This window comes from Chryseobacterium kimseyorum (genome assembly GCF_025971945.1).
Classification (GTDB): domain Bacteria; phylum Bacteroidota; class Bacteroidia; order Flavobacteriales; family Weeksellaceae; genus Chryseobacterium; species Chryseobacterium kimseyorum.
In genome coordinates this window covers 86,992-104,932 of the sequence record NZ_JAPDHW010000005.1, presented here as the reverse complement: position 1 = coordinate 104,932, position 17,941 = coordinate 86,992, and the positions used below count along the sequence as shown (strand labels likewise).

Below are 17,941 nucleotides of genomic sequence, written 5' to 3'. Positions count from 1 at the left end.
TTTTAAATATTAATATTGGGTGATTATTTTTTTTGGGGATACTTTTTTTAAAAGTTTTAAAAGAATATTGGGTGAGGTGCGGCTGGTTTGTAGAAGATTAGGATTGTTGAAAGCTTTTACTTTTACATAAAGTGTTTCTTTCTCTAAAGTTACCTTCTCCACCGAAATATCATTGGTATTTTTCAGGGCAGGTTTGATAATAATATAAGTTTCTTCATCTGTGATTGTCGGGATCGGCGCTAACCTTCTGCCTCCTGTTTTTGAATGAATAACGGAATAGATGTTATCCATTTTATCCTGAGTGTCAATAACCAGAAAATTCTTTTCAGTTAATGAATATTGATAGTGATAATTATCTTCAAACTGGATGTCTGCCTTTTGAGACAAAGTGTTGTAGTTTGCAGTCTGGGATTGGCAATTAAGAAATAAAAACAGGTAAATATAGTAATGTATCTTCATTTTGAGCTTGATTATTGTAAAGTTAAAAATTTTTATAACATTGTATTATATTTATTTGAAAAATCATTTACTGCTAAGAAAAGGTTTTATTTCTCTGGCTTTACTGTAATTCGAATAAGTATTTTTGTTTTCTGAGCACAAAAAAACCGCTCCAGATATTGGAACGGTTTAGATTTATTTAAAAGTTTTAAGACTAAGCTAAAACTTCTTTTACTTTGTTTGCAGCTTCTTCTAAAGTAATTGCAGAGTGTACCGGAAGACCAGACTCGTCAATTAATCTTTTAGCTTCAACAGCGTTAGTTCCCTGTAATCTTACGATCAATGGAACCGGAAGGCTTCCCATAGCATGGTAAGCATCAACCACACCCTGAGCCACTCTGTCGCATCTTACGATACCTCCGAAGATGTTGATCAGGATTGCTTTTACGTTCTTATCTCTCAGAATAATTTCGAAAGCAGTCTGTACTCTTGCAGCATCTGCAGTACCTCCAACGTCCAGGAAGTTTGCAGGGTTACCACCAGATAATTTGATGATATCCATAGTCGCCATTGCAAGACCAGCTCCGTTTACCATACAAGCAACGTTACCGTCAAGTTTTACGAAGTTAAGACCAGCTTCACCAGCTTCAACATCCAATGGATCTTCTTCTCTTGTATCTCTCAATTCAGCCAAATCTTTGTGACGGAATAATGAGTTACCATCCAAAGTTACTTTAGCATCCACAGCGATAATTCTGTTATCAGAAGTTTTCAAAACCGGGTTGATTTCGAAAAGAGAAGCATCAATTCCTACATACGCATTGTATAGAGAAGTGATGAATTTTGTAAATTCTTTGAACGCATTTCCTTCAAGACCTAGGTTGAAAGCAATTTTTCTCGCCTGGAAACCCTGAAGACCCAAAGTAGGATCGATCAATTCGTTGTGGATCAAGTGAGGCGTTACTTCAGCAACGTGCTCAATGTCCATACCACCTTCAGTAGAATATACGATTGTATTTTTACCTTCGGCTCTGTCTAAAAGAATAGAAACATAAAATTCTTTAGTTTCAGATTCTCCAGGATAATATACATCCTCTGCTACCAATACAGAATTTACCAATTTACCTTCAGCAGAAGTCTGAGGCGTAATCAATTGCATTCCGATGATGTTTTGAGCGTTTTCTTTCAATTTATCCATGTTCGGAGAAAACTTTACACCGCCACCTTTACCACGACCACCTGCGTGAATTTGTGCTTTTACAACCCAAGCCTGAGCTCCGGTTTCAGCAGTCAGTTTTTCAGCAGCAGCTACAGCTTCGTCTACGTTGTTTGCAACGTGACCACGTTGTATTGCTACTCCGTACTTTGATAAAATCTCTTTTGATTGATACTCGTGAAGATTCATATTATTTTTATTATTATATTTTAATTTTTAAAGATTGACAAATTTAATAAAAATGAGCAAGGTTAAAAAGAAAAATAGTGAACTTTTAACTATTTCAGTCACATTCACTTCAATCTTTATAAAATTTGACATTGCGAATGTATGTATAATAGTTTTTACATGATGAAAATATCTAAAAACCTACGGTATTCTAATCAGATTTTAATATAATTCTAATTCTAAAAATTGTAATCGACCTCTGACTGAATTATCTTTGCGATTTTAAATGAAATGCTGAATTTTAATGTTTTTAATATCTCATTTATTAAAATTAACCCACCAAATTTCACAAAAAACCATCATCTATTTATAAATTTAAACTTAGAATAGTAATACAATGGCTTTAATTACCGCAAGCGGATACAGCAAAAAACTGTTTCGCTACATTACCAAAGAAAAAAAAGATGTTACTAATATCTACTTTTATGCAATCATCAACGGATTGGTCTCTTTAAGTATTCCGTTGGGGATACAGTCGATTATCAGTTTTGTGATGGGAGCAACAATGGCGACATCCATTTATATCCTTATCTTTTTTGTTGTTCTGGGAACGTTTCTGGTGGGGCATTTCAGACTGAAAGTTTTACAGATTATCGAAAAGATTCAGCAGAAAATATTTGTGGAATTTTCCATGGCATTTGCTGATAAACTTCCGAAAGTAGACCTCTCCGATACGAGAAAATATTACCTTCCCGAGTTGGTCAACCGCTTCTTTGATGTACAGAATCTTCAGAAAGGAATCTCAAAAATTCTCCTGGAAATACCTACAGCTTTAATTCAGATTCTTTTTGGAATTCTTTTGCTTTCCTTTTATCACACATGGTTTTTAGCGTTTGCAGCCTTAGTGGTTATTTTAGTGGTGCTTATTTTCACGTACAGTATGGAAAGCGGTATTAAATCAAGTATTGAAGAGAGTGATAAGAAATACGAAACTGCTGCCTGGCTTGAAGATATTGCCGCTTCTGTGAAGACTTTCAAAATGCACTCTGATGAAGAAAACAATCTTCACGGAACCGATTCTCGGGTTATGGAATATCTTGATCACAGAACGCAGCACTTTAAAATTTTGGTGTTTCAGTTTAAAACAATCATTGCTTTCAAGGTCATTATTACGTTAGCGATTTTAACCATCGGAACATATTTAATGATCAATCAGCAATTGAATATCGGGGCATTTATTGCTGCAGAAATCGTAGTACTGACTATTATGGCTGCAGTTGAAAAACTGATTGTAAGCTTGGAAAGTTATTATGATATCGTGGCAGCTTATGCTAAACTGACGAAGGTTACTGAATTGAAAGAAGAAAACGAGGGTGATATTGAGCTGTCGCAGAAAGATACAGGCATGGAAATCGAATTTAAAGGAGTTGATTTTGCTTTTAACGATACTCCTGCGATTCTCTCTGATGTTGATTTTAAACTGAGAGAAAACGGTATCATCGTGGTTACCGGAAAAATGGGAACAGGAAAATCTCTTCTTCTTAATATGTTGGCCGGGTTTTATGAGCCAAGCTCGGGAACCATTCTTTTTGATAAAATTCCACTGAAAAATTTAGACAAAAGAAAATTCAGAAATCAAATCGGATTGTATCTTGAAAACATGAAGGTGATTCAGGGAACCGTTTTAGAAAACATTCTTTTGGGAAATGTGAACAGCAATACCGAAGGCATTCTTCAACTTTCAGATAAGATAGGAGCGGACAGTATTTCCAGCGCTTTCAGTCAGGGGTTTGCTACACAAATCAGTGAGACCGATTCTGAGCTGACCTTCAGTTCAAAAAAGAAAATCCTTATGCTCCGTTCTCTTTTAGGTAAAAAAAGATTGATTTTACTCGAAAATCCTCTAGCTGGAATGTCTGAACATTTTCAGGAAAAATTGATTGAATATTTAATTGAACTCAAAAAAACTACGACCATTGTTATTGTTTCTCCAGACAAAAATCTGATCTACAATGCAGATCAGCACATTCATCTGGAAGACGGAACTATAAGAATTATCTAATTTAATTTTCAGTAAAATGCAAATACAGTCATACGATAAAATATATCACATCCATAAAAAATCGAGAGTAAAGCGCTGGTTTCTGTTTATTTTCGTTGGAGGAATTGTCACACTCTTTCTTCCATGGACCCAAAACATAAAAGTGAAAGGAAATGTTTCTTCACTCTATCAATCTCAGAGACCACAACAGCTGAACTCGCCGATTCCCGGAAGAATTATTAAGTGGAATGTGAAAAATGGAGATTATGTAAAAAAAGGCGACACGCTTTTACAGCTTTCAGAAATTAAGGACGATTATCTTGATCCTTTATTGGTGCAGAGAACTCAGGAGCAGGTAGAAGCAAAAAAAGGAGTCAGAGATTATTATGAAGCAAAAGTGGGAACTGCAAGAAACCAATTGGAAGCTTTGAATGCCTCAAGAGATTTAAAATTAAATCAGGTAAAAATTAAAATCATCCAGCTGAACAACAAACTTGCCGGTGAACAGGCCGAATTGGAAGCAGCAAAAAATGAGCTTCAGCTTTCAGAAGATCAGTACGCAAGACAGAAGAAAATGTATGATGAAGGCTTGGTTTCTTTAACACAGTTTCAGCAGCGAAGTATTTCTTATCAGAACTCAATTGCCAAGAAAACAGCAAATGAAAATAAAGTAGCGCAAACTCAGCAGGAAATTCTGAACACGCAGATTGAGCAAAACTCAGTGACTCAAGATTACAATGAAAAACTGAGTAAAATTGAGGGAGAACGTTTCCAGAGTATGGGACAGATCGAGGGAAGTGACGGAGAGATTGCCAAACTACAGAATCAGGTAGCAAATTACATTGCAAGACAGGGATTATACTTCATCATCGCTTCTCAGGATGGACAGATCGTTCAGCTGAATAAAGCCGGAATCGGTGAAGTTTTAAAAGACGGAGAAAACATAGGAACTATCGTTCCAACGAATGTAGATTATGCGGTAGAAATTTATATTAAACCCGTTGATCTGCCTTTGGTCAAAGAAGGACAGCGTGTGATGAGTATTTTTGACGGATTTCCCGCAATCGTTTTTTCCGGCTGGCCGGATTCAAGCTACGGAACTTTTGCAGGAAAGGTGGTTGCTGTAGAAAGTAACATCAGTGCAAACGGAATGTTCAAAGCTCTGATTGTAGAAGATAAAAATGAAAAACCATGGCCTCCGAAGATCAAGATGGGAACCGGAGTTCAGGGAATTGCCATCCTAAATAATGTGCCGATCTGGTACGAGCTGTGGCGAAACATCAATGGCTTCCCGCCGGATTATTATGAAGTAACGAATGCAAAATCGGCCAAAGATGAAAAGACAAAATAAATTTTTTCTTCTCGCTTTTCTGCTGTTGTTCAGTTTCAGTTTTGCACAGGATTCATTGAAAATTTCAGCCTCGGAGTTTATGAATGTGGTTAAAAATTACCATCCTTTAGCCTTAAAATATCAACTTCAAAACCGATTGGCCGAAGCCGAAATTACGAGAGCAAGAGGTAATTTTGATCCTGTTGTAGCTGGGAAATTAGGAGAGAAAAATATCGACGGAACAAAATACTACGAGCAGAAAAATCTGGAACTCGGCATTCCAACCTGGTATGGGATCGATCTCCATGGAAGCTACAATTATCTTGACGGACAAAAACTCAACAACAGCGATACGAAAGGCGGACTTTATCAATTCGGAATTACGGTTCCTTTAGCTAAAAATCTTTTGTACGATCAAAGAAGAGCAATGCTCGATCAGGCAAGATTTGGACTGAGAATGACCGAAGCGGAACAGGCGGTTCTTACCAACGAGCTTCTTTTGGAGGCGGAAAATACCTACTGGGATTGGGTTCAGAATTATGAGATTTATAAATTGAAATCTGAGATCGTAGAAATCAATAAAGACCGACTGGATTTCACCAAAAAGACATTTGAGTATGGTGAAAAACCTGCGATTGATACCATTGAAGCTCTTTCACAACTTCAAAGTTTCGAACTTCAGCAGAGAGATGCATTTTTAAGTTTTGTGAAAAGCACACAGCAACTTCAGCTGTATCTGTGGAAAGACAATCAGCAGTTGTATGAGCTTTCGGAAATGATTTATCCTTCAGACCGTCTTGAAGAACATTTAGCATATTCTGATTTTGAGTTTCTGATCAACGAGGTTGATTCCCGGCCAATCAATTCACATTTCTCTATTTTGTACTACGACCAAAAGCAGAATATTCTCGAAAGTGAAAGGCGTCTGAAGTGGCAAAGCTTCCTTCCAAAACTTGATTTCACCTATAATTTTTTCAATAAAGAAAATTACAGTCCAGATTTTCTGCCGCTATTTGATAACAATTTTCAATATGGTTTAAAACTGGAGATTCCTGTTTTTCAGCGAGCTGCAAGAGCCAATTATCAGATGGCGAAGATCAAACTTAACCAAAACCAGATTGATACGAACCTGAAAATAAGAGAACTTGATGTGAAAATTGAGACGTACAAAAACGAAATTCTGAATTATCACGCGCAAATCGATCTGTCAAGAAATAATCTTCAGAACTACAGACGACTGCTTTCTGCCGAGGAAATGAGATACAGCAATGGTGAAAGTTCACTTTTCCTAATCAATTCAAGGGAAAACAAAGTGATTGAAGCTCAGGAAAAATTTATCTCTATCCGGACAAAGTTTTTAAAAAGCTTTAATAAACTCAAGTGGATGAAGGAAAATTTCACGCTATAAACTTTGCTTATTAAACACTAAGTTGAGCGATTTTTTTTAAGTTGAGTCTAGCTACGTTAGCATTCAGAAGTCTGCTTCAAAATTCTAATTGATTTTTCCTGACCAATCTTACTTTAATTGTAAACTTACCATCTCACGCAGATTTTGCAAATTGAGCAGATCATAAAAAAAATCTGCACAATCTCCGAAATCTGCGGGAGAATAAGAAAGTTCAGGCAAAACCTGAACTTTTTTTGTGCCGAATGTTTTTTACTCTTCAGCTAATTTCTCAGACTGCGAACCAATAAACGGAATTTTAGGAGCCAGAAAATATCCTGTTAAACTCGCAAAAAGTATTGGGACGAAATAGGTAAAACCGGTTAAGGTTCCCAAAATAATTGTTGTGCTCATCGGCGTTCTTGTCACACAGGCATTGATGGCCGCCATACAGCTTACAATCGCTAAAGTGGTGTCAACGGTTGGGAATAGATGATGAATAATCAATCCTAAAGTCGTTCCCACAAAAAACAGCGGAATAATAAAACCGCCTCTCCAGCCTGAAGTTACAGTAATGGCAATCGCTAAAATTTTAAAGATTAAAATAATAATTAAAAAATTCAGACTGTAGTTTCCGTTGATCAGTTCATTCACTTCATGATGGCCAAAATATCTTGTCAGAGGAAAATAGAAGGCGATAATTCCTAATAAAATTCCACCTGTAAGCGTTTTTATGTAGATTGGAAATTTTCGGTATTCGAAAGCTTTTTTAAAAAATTTAACCACAAAAATAAAAATCCAGCCAAATAATGTTCCTACAATTCCAAAAAGGGTAGCGTAGAGGAAATCGTAAACTCCGGTGTAATGATAAGCTTTGAGATCCCATGTTGCTCCAATTCCCAAATGAATAATCAAAGCAAACATCAGGTAACTGAAACAGCTCGCCACCAAAGCAGGAATTATGGCTTTGTAATATTCTACCGCGTGCTTGTGATGAAGAATTTCAAGAGAAAACAGACTTCCGCCCAGTGGTGCACCGAAAAGTGCGGTAAAGCCTGAAGCCATTCCCGCAATACTCAACGAACGCAATTCTTCACCTTTCAATCTGAAAAGCTTCCCTAAATACGTTCCCGTAGAACCCGTCACCTGAACCAAAGGTGCTTCCGGACCCAAACTTCCGCCTGATGCCACACAGAAAAGCGACGACAAAATCATGGAAGGATTATTTTTTGGCTCCAGTTTTCCTTTATTAAATCTGATGTTGTTGACGATTAAGTGAATTTCTCCCGGATCACCAATAAAATGAATGACCAAACCCGCCAGAAGGCCAGAGATTGCCATTGTCGGAATCACCATCCAACCTTGAAACTGATGTAAAAATTCTGTGAAATGCTCGAGGACAATCCAATATAGTCCGGCAATAATACCACCAACCAGACCGGTAATTGCCCACATAAAAAAAGTACGGCTGAATACGAACGGATTAAACCTGATCGGCTGATCCAAAAGGTTAAATGTTCGTATTAAGCGGCGGCGTCTGTTGATTTTCATTTTAATTTAGTTTAAAATTACGATCATCATTTGTTGAAAGTGTGTTTTGTTTTTAGCGAAAAGGCATTTCGCCAAACTTAAGAATGCTTCGACAGGCTCAGCATGACAATTCAAATACTTAGAGCCTGTTTAAATTTCATCAAAATTAGTTTCCCCTTCCCCTAAAGGGTGTAATTTTGATGAAATTTTCGGAGAATTTTCCTCCCTTTAGGGTTGGGGTAAAGAAGTTTAATAAAAATTTGTTTTTCAATAATTTTTGAACAGGCAATGACTGTTACTTAAGACGTTTCAGCCTGAGCCTGTCGAAGATATTAAGTAGTTAAATTCTATTTTTCACAAAATAAAAAATAAGCATCAACCAAGCTAAAATCATAAACAATCCTCCAAGCGGAGTAATCGGACCTAAAAATTTTAGGTTTAAACCAAAATGATCCTGTAAACTCAGACCGTAAATACTGAAAGAAAACAGCATAGTTCCTGCAATCATTAAAATAGAGATCCATTTTTGAGATGAGGTGTCAAATTTTAAGATATAGCCGGCAATCAGTAAAAAGAAGGCGGCGTACATCTGATATCGTACTCCGGTTTCAAAACTTTCCAGTCTTTCCACAGATAATATTTTCTTTAAAGCGTGTGCTCCGAAAGCGCCTAAGATAACGGAAAGCATTCCGAAAGCGGCACCGAAGACTAAAGTAATTGTTTTCATTTTATAATTCTTCTAATTCTAGATTTAAATATTTTTTTGTTTTGTAATCCTGCCAGGTTCCAATGATTTTATTTCCCTTCAAATCTGCTTCTACGAAGGCTCTCGGTATCCATTGTTTAAGTTCTTCACTGTGATAATCGTCCTCTGTAATTGAAAAATGGTCATGAACGAATTCTCCTCTCCAGTTGATCAGTTTTTTATTTTTATCATACCAATAAGATGCTGAAAAAGAGTCATCTTCATTAATAGAATTTATCAAAACCGTAATCGGATACTTTCCGTCGATCTTTCCTTTAAACAGTTTATTTTGAACTGAATTTTGAGTTACTGCCTTTTCAGATTTGGATAAAAGATTTTTACCGTATACGCTGAGATATTGCTGTATATCCTGATAGGGAAGTTTTATTTCATAGCTTCCCAAGTCATCCAGTGCCAGCAAAGCATGATTTGAGCATCGTTCTCTTACAATAGTGAGTTCTTCTTTTCCAAAGTAAAATTTTGTATAGCTCAATCTTCCGTCCTGTACAAACTGCAGACATTCTTCATACATCCGGATCTGTTCTTTTTTTTCCGGTTCATCATCTTGATTTGCTTTTAATTCATTCAAAAAATTCTGAATTTTATCGGCAACATTTTGATTGACTGTTTTCTCAACTGATTTGATGGAAATAGTATTAAATAAATCCTCAATATTAATATAGTTCCCTGTCCGAAGATCAAAGTTTTTATAATCTGTAAAACCTTCAGGGTAAGCTCCCGTCGCTTCACCATCAATTTTTAAACTTAAAATATTTTTTGGCGTTTCTAACTTCTTCCATTCATAGAAATAGACATAATTTCTGTACGAGTTAGTCGCTGTGAGTGCCAGATGGGAAGGGTCTGCTCCTGATCCCGGAATGAATTCCAATTCGTTTACCTGTAAAAAAGTATTGATTTTTCTTGCAACTAAAGGTTTCGAATCAATTGAAACTGTTGGAAAATTAAAATTTTCAGTTTTGGGTTTCAAATCATTTACCGTAATATTTTGTTGCTGTGCAAAACATACGGCGGAGATCAAAATAAAAAACAGAGAGATTTTTTTCATTGTTTAGATTTGAGATACATTAAAATAATTCCGCTGATTAAAGTCAGAATTCCAAGAACAATGAAAAAGACAGAGAATCTGCGTGACCGCTGAAAATCCCGTATTACTGGTATTTTTTAAAAATATCCCAAAGATAATAAACACTATAGGCAAGATGATTTGCAACATTTTATTGCGCTCTTAATCTGTTAAATTCATCAATTACTTCGTGATGCGTCACTGTTTTATCTTTAAAATAGGTTACAAAATGTTGTTTCTCGGCTTCGGTTGCTCCCATTTGATTTAAAATATTAAACAAATGCATTTTCATGTGACCTTTCTGAATTCCTGTGGTTACCAAAGATCTCAACGCTCCAAAATTCTGAGCCAGTCCTGAAACCGCCAGAATACTCATTAGTTCCTGAGCGGATGGTTTTCCAAGTAAGGCCAGAGAAAATTTTACCAAAGGATGAAGATTCGTCAGACCTCCTACAACGCCGACAGAAATCGGAAGATCAATCCAAAATCTGAACACTCCGTTGTCGATGGTGCAGTGTGTCAGCGAAGAATATTTTCCATCTCTCGCGGCATACGCGTGTGCACAGGCTTCAGTTGCTCTGAAATCGTTTCCGGTGGCAATAACAACGGCATCCACACCGTTCATAATTCCTTTGTTGTGCGTTGTTGCACGGAAAGGTTCGATCTCGGCAATCGTAACGGCCTGCTTAAATTTTCTGGCAAATTCTTCGTTGGAAATTCCGCTGTCATCTTTCAGATCTTCAATTTTGCAGGAAACTTCCGCTCTTACGATACAGTCCGGAGTGAAATTTGAAAGGATATTCATCACTACCTGCAAAGAATCTTTTTCTTCCTGAGTGAAATCTTCTTCCAGAGAAATTTCTTCTTTTAGAGTTTTACCAAACTGTTCAAGACAGGAGTTGATGAAATTGGCACCCATAGAATCTACGGTGTCAAAACTTGCTTTAAGCTGATAATAATTTGGCATTTCAGCAGTTTTGTCAACGAGTTTTATTTCTAAAATTCCGCCGCCACGATTTCTCATGTTTGCCGTGATGCTCTCAGTGGCTTCAAATAATTTTTTCTTTAATTTAAAATTAAAAAAATGCTGAAGTTTATGTGACTCAACGTCAATAATGAAGTGTGTATGACCTAATTTTTTGGTGTTAATTATAGTCGTTCTAAAGCCACCTTTATCAATCCAGAATTTTGCTGCCTTGGAAGCTGCTGCCACTACAGAACTTTCTTCAACTGCCATCGGTAAAGCCAATAATTTTCCGTCAATCAGGAAGTTTGGAGCAATTCCGTAAGGCATATAAAAATTGGAAATTGTGTTTTCAGAAAACTCGTCATGAAGTTTCTGAAGATCGGCATTTTCGTTCCAATATTGGTTGAGTATATTTTGGTAATCTGTGTTTCCTTCGAGATATTCATTGACAAGCCAGTCAATTTTTCCCTGCTTGGTCAGTTTAGAAAAACCTTCTACCGGTTGATGATTCATAGGTAAGTTATTTTTTGATAAAGAAATGTGAAAACGACCGTTTACGATTTCACGCATAAATTAATGATGGTAAATATAGTAAATTTGTTTCTGCCTATTGTGGATAAGTTGGTTTAAAAAAGTGTGATATTTCTCAATTTTGGATTTACTTTTGAATAGTAAAACTGCAGTATTCCACAGAGTCATTAAAGTTTTTAAATACTTAAGTCTTGTCAATCTATCGAATAAAAATAAAGAACGCATTATAAGATTTAGATTATGTGAAACATAATCTAAAAATTTTTCAAACATTCGATTCTGACTTATGTGTTGCGAAAATTAATAAAAGTAAAAGAATTATGAATTTTGACCGTCTAAAAGAAAAGTTAGAAATCCTTGCTGATGCTGCGAAGTATGACGTGTCATGTTCGTCCAGCGGAGGTTCGAGGAAAAATAAAAAAGGCGCTTTAGGAGACAGCTCTGCAAGCGGAATTTGCCATACCTATACCGAAGATGGCCGATGTGTTTCTCTGCTTAAAGTTCTTTTGACCAATCACTGTATTTACGATTGTGCTTACTGTGTTTCGCGAAGTTCAAATGATATTAAAAGAGCCGCATTTACAGTAGAAGAAGTAGTGGATCTGACTATTAATTTCTACCGCAGGAATTATATTGAAGGTTTATTCTTGAGTTCAGGAATTTTCAAAAATGCCGATACTACAATGGAACGCTTAGTTCGGGTAGCAAAAAAACTTAGGCTTGAGGAAAATTTTAACGGATATATTCATTTGAAATCAATTCCCGGTGCAAGCGATATTCTGATGCAGGAAGCGGCGTTGTATGCAGACCGACTGTCGATCAATATTGAAATCCCGACAGAAAGTGGTTTGAAATTATTAGCTCCGGAGAAAAACCGACAGGATATGCTAAATCCTATGAAGTATATTCAAGGCGGTATTACTCAATATAAAGAAGAGAAGAAGATTTTCAGAAAAGTTCCGAAATTTGCTCCGGCTGGTCAGTCTACTCAGATGATTGTCGGTGCATCCAACGAAAATGATTTGCAGATCATTAAAGTAGCAGATCATTTCTATAAAAATTATAGTCTAAAAAGAGTTTATTATTCCGGTTACGTGCCCGTTTTGGAGGACAACAGATTGCCGGCATTGACAACGGCAGTTCCGATGCTGAGAGAAAACCGTTTATATCAGTCAGATTGGCTGATGCGTTTTTATGGTTTTAAAGCTGATGAAATTTTAGATCCGCACATGCCGTTTCTGGATTTGGAAGTTGATCCCAAATTAAGCTGGGCTTTAAGACATTTGGATCAATTTCCGGTCAATCTTCAGTCTGCAGATTATCAGATGATTCTCAGAATTCCGGGAATTGGAGTGAAAACAGCAAAGAAAATTGTATCAGCAAGACGTTTTCAGGTGTTGACGATTGAAAATTTACAGAAACTAGGTGCAGCGGTAAACCGAGCTAAATATTTTATTGACTTTAATGCAGGAAATATCTTCCTGAGACATTTGACAGATTTAAATCTAAAAAAACTTTTGATTGGAGGCAGTACTTCAAAATTTCAGGATCAGTTTTCGCAACAGTTGACTTTGTTTTAATTATGAGAATTAAAAAGGCATTAATTGACGATTTGCAAACAGATCGTGAAATCGAAAAATCTATTACGAAATTTTCGCAACAGTTAATGTCGAATTCAAAATGGGTAAAATTGATTAACGCCTTAATTGATAATGCAGCTTATATCAAGCTGATTGGTTTTAAGAAAGTGCAAAACTCTGATGTTGGAAAATTATACTTGTCTGAAGACACGTTATTTGGATATGATTTTTGGGAAGCAGGCTTTGAAGGACATAATTCTCATGGCGGATGGTTGACATTTAAAGAGATAGAATATTTAGTTTTTCCAAAAATTGTCACTTCTGAAAACGACGTGCAAGATTTAAATCAAATAAAATCAATCATTGAAAAAGTTGGACAGTTTGACATTGAAATGAACGATGATGAATTAAAAATGATTTGTTATAAAAATTTAAATTAAACATCAAGTACACGATTCTGTTTCACGAATAACAAAGCTTATTTCTAAATATAACCACAACGTTTGTCATCCTGAAAGGATCTTAACGTAGAATTTCACTTGCTTTTCTTATACTTTGCCTAGATGCTTTCAGCATGACAAACCGAAGAATGACTCATCAAAGTCATTATAATTATCAAATTATTTCTATTTTCAAATTAAAAAAATGACCACCTTACTCTACGACGGAAGTTTCGACGGGCTTTTTACTGCAATATTCGAGGTTTTTGAATATAAGTATAAAGATGTAGAAATTGTGAGCAGAGAAAGATTTCATCAGGAGAATATTTTTGCCGAAATTCATGAGGTGATTACTCAGGAAGCAAAATCAGAAAGAGTTTTAAATAAATTAGAAGAAAACATAGGGAAATCCGGGATGCATGAACTTGTAAAAGTTTTTTTGTCTGAAGAACCTGATTTAGAGCAAATCATTCTTTCCGCAGTAAAACAGTCTATTCAATATCCGAAAGAAAATATTCTGCAGAATTACGCAGATCCGGATATTTTGAGAATAGCCAAAATCTGTAAATCTGTAAGTCGCGAACGCCATCGGATGACGGCTTTCGTTCGGTTCGAAAAAATGCAGGATGAAGTTTTTTTTGCCAAGATCGATCCTGATTTTAATGTGCTTCCTTTGATCAGAAAACATTTTAATGACCGTTATCAGGATCAGAAATGGATGATCTACGATTTGCGGAGGAACTACGGACTCCTTTACGATCTGGAAACCTGCGATTTCTTTTATCCGGATGAGAAAATTGATTTAAAAAAGTATCAGGAAAAGTTTCATGATGAAGAAAATCAGTATCAAAAGCTGTGGCAGCGGTATTTTTTCAAAACCAATATTGTGGAAAGGAAAAATTTAAAACTGCACCTTCAGCACGTTCCGCGAAGATACTGGAAATATCTGACGGAGAAGAGATGAATTTCCCGCAGATTCCCGCAGATTTTTTTAAAGAGTGGAATTTCCCGCAGATTCCCGCAGATTTTTTTAAAAATGTAAAAGAAATAATTCAGTTACGAAGAAATCATATTTGCACAATCTTGTCAGTAATTTAATCCTCCATCATCTTTTTTTGTACTTGCCCGCTCCACTTGGCTCTTTTTACTTTTTACTTGGCTCTTTTAAAGAGCAGGATACCAAAGGATGAAAAGTATTGGCAAGATACTGCCGTTATCTGAACTTGTTTTTGTAAATTTGTGTTTGAAATTTTTTACTAAATGAAAGAAAGTGCTGTAAAAAAAATTGCAGTTCTTACTTCGGGAGGCGACTCTCCGGGGATGAACGCAGCATTAAGAGCGGTTGTAAGAACTGCCAATTATTATAACATCGAATGTTACGGAGTGAGAGAAGGCTACAATGGCCTTATTCATGATGATTTCCTGAAAATGGGACCTCGTTCTGTAAAAAATATAATCAACCAAGGTGGAACTATTCTAAAATCTGCCAGATCCAAAGAATTCAGAACCAAAGAAGGTCGCCAGAGAGCCTATGATAATTGCGTTAAATACGGAATTGACGGTTTGGTGTGTATCGGAGGTGACGGAACTTTTACCGGAGCAAAAATTTTCAATGAAGAATTTGGCATTCGGGTGATTGGTGTGCCGGGAACTATTGATAACGATATTTTCGGAACAGATAACACCATTGGTTTTGATACGGCTTTGAACACCGCAATGGATGCGATTGATAAAATCCGTGATACGGCAACTTCTCACAACAGAGTATTCTTTGTTGAGGTGATGGGTCGTGATGCAGGTTTCATCGCACTGAACAGCGGATTGGCAACCGGTGCACTGGATATTTTGATTCCTGAGAAAAAAGACAGTATCGAAGACCTTTTTTCTAACTTCAGAAAGGCAGAAAAGACAGGGAAATCTTCAAGCATCGTAGTCGTTGCAGAAGGGGAGGAGCTGGCAAATATCTATGAACTCTCTGAGAAAACCAAGAAAGAATTTCCGGAGTACGATATCCGTGTAGCTATTCTGGGACATATTCAGCGTGGTGGATCGCCGAGCTGTGCAGATCGGGTTTTAGCGAGCAGATTAGGTTTTGGTGCAGTCACCGGACTGATGACGGGTGAAAACAATGTGATGGCAGGAATGAGATCTAACGAGATTGTTTACACGCCTATTGAAGAAGCTATAAAAAAACACAATGAGATCAACAAAGACTTATTACTGATTTCAGAAATTTTAGCAATCTAATATTTTATATAATTAAATAAATCAAAACAATTATGTCAACAATTAAAGTAGGTATTAACGGGTTTGGTAGAATCGGTCGTCTTGTTTTCAGAGCAATGACTGAAAGAGACAACATCGAAGTCGTTGGTATCAATGACCTTATTAATGCAGAGTACATGGCTTACATGTTAAAGTATGATTCTGTACACGGTATTTTCCCGGGAGAAGTTTCTGTAGAAGGAAACGATCTTGTAGTAAACGGAAAGAAAATCAGAGTTACTGCAGAAAGAGATCCAAACAACTTAAAGTGGAACGAGATCGGTGCTGATTACATTGTAGAATCTACCGGTTTATTTTTAGATAAAGAAAGTGCTGCTGCACACATCAACGCTGGTGCAAAAAAAGTTATCCTTTCTGCTCCTTCTAAAGATGATACTCCAATGTTTGTAATGGGTGTAAACCACAATGAGCTTACTGACGATGTTAAAATCCTGTCAAACGCTTCTTGTACTACAAACTGTTTAGCGCCTTTGGCTAAAGTAATTCACGATAACTTCGGAATCGTAGAAGGTTTGATGACTACTGTACACGCTACAACAGCTACTCAGAAAACGGTTGACGGTCCTTCAATGAAAGACTGGAGAGGTGGTAGAGCTGCATTAAACAATATTATTCCTTCTTCTACAGGTGCTGCAAAAGCGGTAGGAAAAGTTATTCCTTCATTGAACGGAAAACTGACAGGTATGTCTTTCAGAGTACCAACAGTTGACGTTTCTGTAGTAGATTTAACAGTTAGATTAGAGAAAGGTGCTTCTTATGAAGAAATCTGTGCTGTAATCAAAGCTGCTTCTGAGGGTGAATTGAAAGGTATCCTTGGATACACTGAAGATGCTGTAGTTTCTCAGGATTTCATCGGAGACAAGAGAACTTCAATCTTCGATAAAGACGCTGGAATTATGCTTTCTCCTAACTTTGTGAAACTTGTTTCTTGGTATGACAACGAAATGGGTTACTCAAACAAGTTAGTTGATATGTTGATCCACGCTTCTACATTATCAAAATAATAAGCTGTCAGCTATACATAATGAAACCTTCCAGAGATGGAAGGTTTTTTTTTTGCTGGAATTCTGTAGGAATGACTCATTAAAATTAAAGTTTTGCATTCGCCAGAATTTGTGAAAATATTGTTTGCCACGAATGCACGAATGATTTTAAAATAATCTAATCAGGAAACTTAAATTCGTGCATTCGTGGTAGATAAATGGAATGCTAAACTTTGTTTGAGTCTTCTGCAGTTATTTAAATACAAATGTCGCTATTCAATATTCTCTTTTGGTGGCTCGATCGGCTGAGTATTGGTGATGTTAATGCTCGTCGGAGTTACTAACGGAATGCCCTGCTCATCGAGACTGCTTTTAATTTTCATTAAAATATCACTTTTTACATGTCCCAAGTTTTCTCCAACTTTCATCCAGAATTTCACCTGCAGATTAAAAACTCCCTGTTTTAAGCTAGTAAAAATAACGTCTACTTTATCCTGTTTGTCGATATATTCCTGACTGAGAATTACATGATTAATGCTCTCCTGTGCCTTCACAATATCTTCATCCGCCGGAATTTCAAAATCTAAAATGATTCTTCGCTGAGGTGAAGCTGTAATATTATAGAAAGGTGCATTGAAAATTACCTGATTTGGAATATACGCCTTTTTCCCGTCGTCAGTAATCAGCTTTGTAGTCAGAAAACCAATATCCTGCACTGTTCCTGAATGATTTCCGATTGTGATATAATCTCCGACTTTAAAGGCTTTGTCAATTCCAATCAGCATTCCAGAAAATATACTTGAAACCAAATCTTTTAAAGCAACCCCGGCAATCACCCCGGCAACTCCCAAACTTCCGATAAATTTCCAAAGGAAACCACTGAAGCCCATTATTTCAAGAGCGATAAAGGTTCCCATCAGGATGATGATAAATCTGAAAACATTAATGATTGTGATTACAGAGCCTTCATTTTTGCTTTTAGGAAAAAGCTTATGCATAATTTTTACCGCAAGTTTACTGAGATACTTACTTGTCAATAAGAAAAATGTGAAGACAAGAACTCCTACGATAAGCTTTGGAGTAAGCTTTGCAAAGGCGATGTACCAATTTTGTAAAACTTTATAAACGGTATCTACATACGTTAAGCCATATTCCATAAGAACTTTTTTTTCGAATTTTAAATAAATTATTTAGCAAAAATTTTGCCAGTTACAAAAA

15 protein-coding genes are annotated in these 17,941 nt (G+C 36.4%); 8 read left to right on the top strand and 7 right to left on the bottom strand.

All coding sequences use genetic code 11. The annotated features are described in order from the left end of the window. Window positions 1-9: 9 nt before the first annotated feature. Together OMO38_RS08595 and sucC are read right to left on the bottom strand one after the other, a co-directional pair. The gene (locus OMO38_RS08595) at window positions 10-459 is read right to left on the bottom strand and encodes a hypothetical protein (protein WP_264749790.1); all 450 of its coding nucleotides are present in this window, start codon (window positions 457-459) and stop codon (window positions 10-12) included. Between the two features lie 193 nt (window positions 460-652). Beyond that, window positions 653-1,843 (bottom strand): ADP-forming succinate--CoA ligase subunit beta, encoded by a 1,191-nt coding sequence (gene sucC / locus OMO38_RS08590; RefSeq protein WP_264749789.1) that lies wholly within the window; start codon window positions 1,841-1,843, stop codon window positions 653-655. A gap of 376 nt (window positions 1,844-2,219) precedes the next feature. On the opposite strand from sucC, the gene OMO38_RS08585 reads away from it, so the two are divergent. The 3 genes from OMO38_RS08585 to OMO38_RS08575 are packed head-to-tail and all read left to right on the top strand — an operon-like array spanning window position 2,220 to window position 6,601. Then, window positions 2,220-3,884, top strand: a complete 1,665-nt coding sequence (locus OMO38_RS08585) for a peptidase domain-containing ABC transporter (RefSeq protein ID WP_264749788.1) — start codon at window positions 2,220-2,222, stop codon at window positions 3,882-3,884. 16 nt (window positions 3,885-3,900) lie between these two features. Continuing rightward, window positions 3,901-5,214, top strand: coding sequence for an HlyD family secretion protein (locus OMO38_RS08580; RefSeq protein ID WP_264749787.1), 1,314 nt, complete (start codon window positions 3,901-3,903; stop codon window positions 5,212-5,214). Continuing rightward, on the top strand, window positions 5,198-6,601 hold the full coding sequence (locus OMO38_RS08575) for a TolC family protein (RefSeq protein ID WP_264749786.1): 1,404 nt from the start codon (window positions 5,198-5,200) through the stop codon (window positions 6,599-6,601). Before OMO38_RS08580 ends, OMO38_RS08575 begins: the two co-directional genes overlap by 17 nt. 249 nt (window positions 6,602-6,850) lie before the next feature. On the opposite strand, the gene OMO38_RS08570 is transcribed toward OMO38_RS08575, so the two are convergent. The 4 genes from OMO38_RS08570 to OMO38_RS08555 form a co-directional block, all read right to left on the bottom strand. Continuing rightward, on the bottom strand, window positions 6,851-8,128 hold the full coding sequence (locus tag OMO38_RS08570) for a chloride channel protein (protein WP_264749785.1): 1,278 nt from the start codon (window positions 8,126-8,128) through the stop codon (window positions 6,851-6,853). Window positions 8,129-8,447: 319 nt separating this feature from the next. Beyond that, entirely contained in the window at window positions 8,448-8,834 is a 387-nt protein-coding gene (locus tag OMO38_RS08565) for a DUF423 domain-containing protein (RefSeq protein WP_264749784.1), read from the bottom strand. A 1-nt stretch (window position 8,835) separates the two neighbouring features. After that, window positions 8,836-9,918, bottom strand: a complete 1,083-nt coding sequence (locus OMO38_RS08560) for a hypothetical protein (RefSeq protein WP_264749783.1) — start codon at window positions 9,916-9,918, stop codon at window positions 8,836-8,838. 169 nt (window positions 9,919-10,087) lie between these two features. Continuing rightward, the gene (locus tag OMO38_RS08555; RefSeq protein ID WP_264749782.1) at window positions 10,088-11,416 is read right to left on the bottom strand and encodes a hydroxymethylglutaryl-CoA reductase, degradative; all 1,329 of its coding nucleotides are present in this window, start codon (window positions 11,414-11,416) and stop codon (window positions 10,088-10,090) included. A gap of 338 nt (window positions 11,417-11,754) precedes the next feature. Between OMO38_RS08555 and OMO38_RS08550 the strand changes: the two genes are divergently transcribed. From OMO38_RS08550 to gap, 5 genes are all read left to right on the top strand, one after another. After that, complete coding sequence (locus OMO38_RS08550) at window positions 11,755-13,014, top strand: putative DNA modification/repair radical SAM protein (RefSeq protein WP_264749781.1); 1,260 nt, start codon at window positions 11,755-11,757, stop codon at window positions 13,012-13,014. Between the two features lie 2 nt (window positions 13,015-13,016). Next, complete coding sequence (locus OMO38_RS08545; protein WP_264749780.1) at window positions 13,017-13,454, top strand: hypothetical protein; 438 nt, start codon at window positions 13,017-13,019, stop codon at window positions 13,452-13,454. Window positions 13,455-13,659: 205 nt separating this feature from the next. Beyond that, entirely contained in the window at window positions 13,660-14,418 is a 759-nt protein-coding gene (locus tag OMO38_RS08540; RefSeq protein WP_264749779.1) for a TIGR03915 family putative DNA repair protein, read from the top strand. A 296-nt stretch (window positions 14,419-14,714) separates the two neighbouring features. Continuing rightward, window positions 14,715-15,701 (top strand): 6-phosphofructokinase, encoded by a 987-nt coding sequence (gene pfkA / locus OMO38_RS08535; RefSeq protein WP_264749778.1) that lies wholly within the window; start codon window positions 14,715-14,717, stop codon window positions 15,699-15,701. A gap of 32 nt (window positions 15,702-15,733) precedes the next feature. Continuing rightward, the gene (gap, locus tag OMO38_RS08530) at window positions 15,734-16,744 is read left to right on the top strand and encodes a type I glyceraldehyde-3-phosphate dehydrogenase (RefSeq protein ID WP_264749777.1); all 1,011 of its coding nucleotides are present in this window, start codon (window positions 15,734-15,736) and stop codon (window positions 16,742-16,744) included. Window positions 16,745-16,995: 251 nt separating this feature from the next. Here the strand turns inward: gap and OMO38_RS08525 are convergent, their stop codons facing one another. Further along, window positions 16,996-17,880, bottom strand: coding sequence for a mechanosensitive ion channel family protein (locus OMO38_RS08525; protein ID WP_264749776.1), 885 nt, complete (start codon window positions 17,878-17,880; stop codon window positions 16,996-16,998). Between the last annotated feature and the right edge of the window lie 61 nt (window positions 17,881-17,941).